We start from the raw sequence: 353 nt of genomic DNA, 5'->3' as shown, positions 1-353 counted from the left end.
CGCTGAACCAGTTGCCTGCGGCATAGCCCAGGGCGATCACACCGATCCACGGCAGCAGGGGGTAGGAGGTTCGCAGGCGCAGGGCGTCGCCCGCTTCGATCCAGCCGCGGTCGTGGAGCACCGCCCACGGCAGGTGCCAGGCCGAGCCGGGAGCGAAATGCAGCGGATCGAGCAGGTTGTGGACGGCCACCAGCAGCACGCCGAGCGCCGCGAGCAGAGGGCGCGGCAACCAGAGCAGGGCGGCCAGGGCGAGCATGCTCAGGCCGATCGCCCAGATCACCTGGAGGTAGATCACCGTCGGCGGCAACTGGAAGGTCCAGGCGAAGTTCACCAGGGTCAGTTCCAGCGCCACC

Annotated in this window: 1 protein-coding gene; it reads right to left on the bottom strand. The window is 69.4% G+C overall.

The window, feature by feature from the left end:
• A partial coding sequence (locus FLO80_RS24345) for a heparan-alpha-glucosaminide N-acetyltransferase domain-containing protein (RefSeq protein ID WP_149187184.1) occupies window positions 1-353 on the bottom strand: 353 nt, incomplete at both ends.

This window comes from Aquicoccus porphyridii (assembly GCF_008369105.1).
Lineage (GTDB): Bacteria > Pseudomonadota > Alphaproteobacteria > Rhodobacterales > Rhodobacteraceae > Aquicoccus > Aquicoccus porphyridii.
This window is presented reverse-complemented; position numbering and strand designations above follow the sequence as displayed.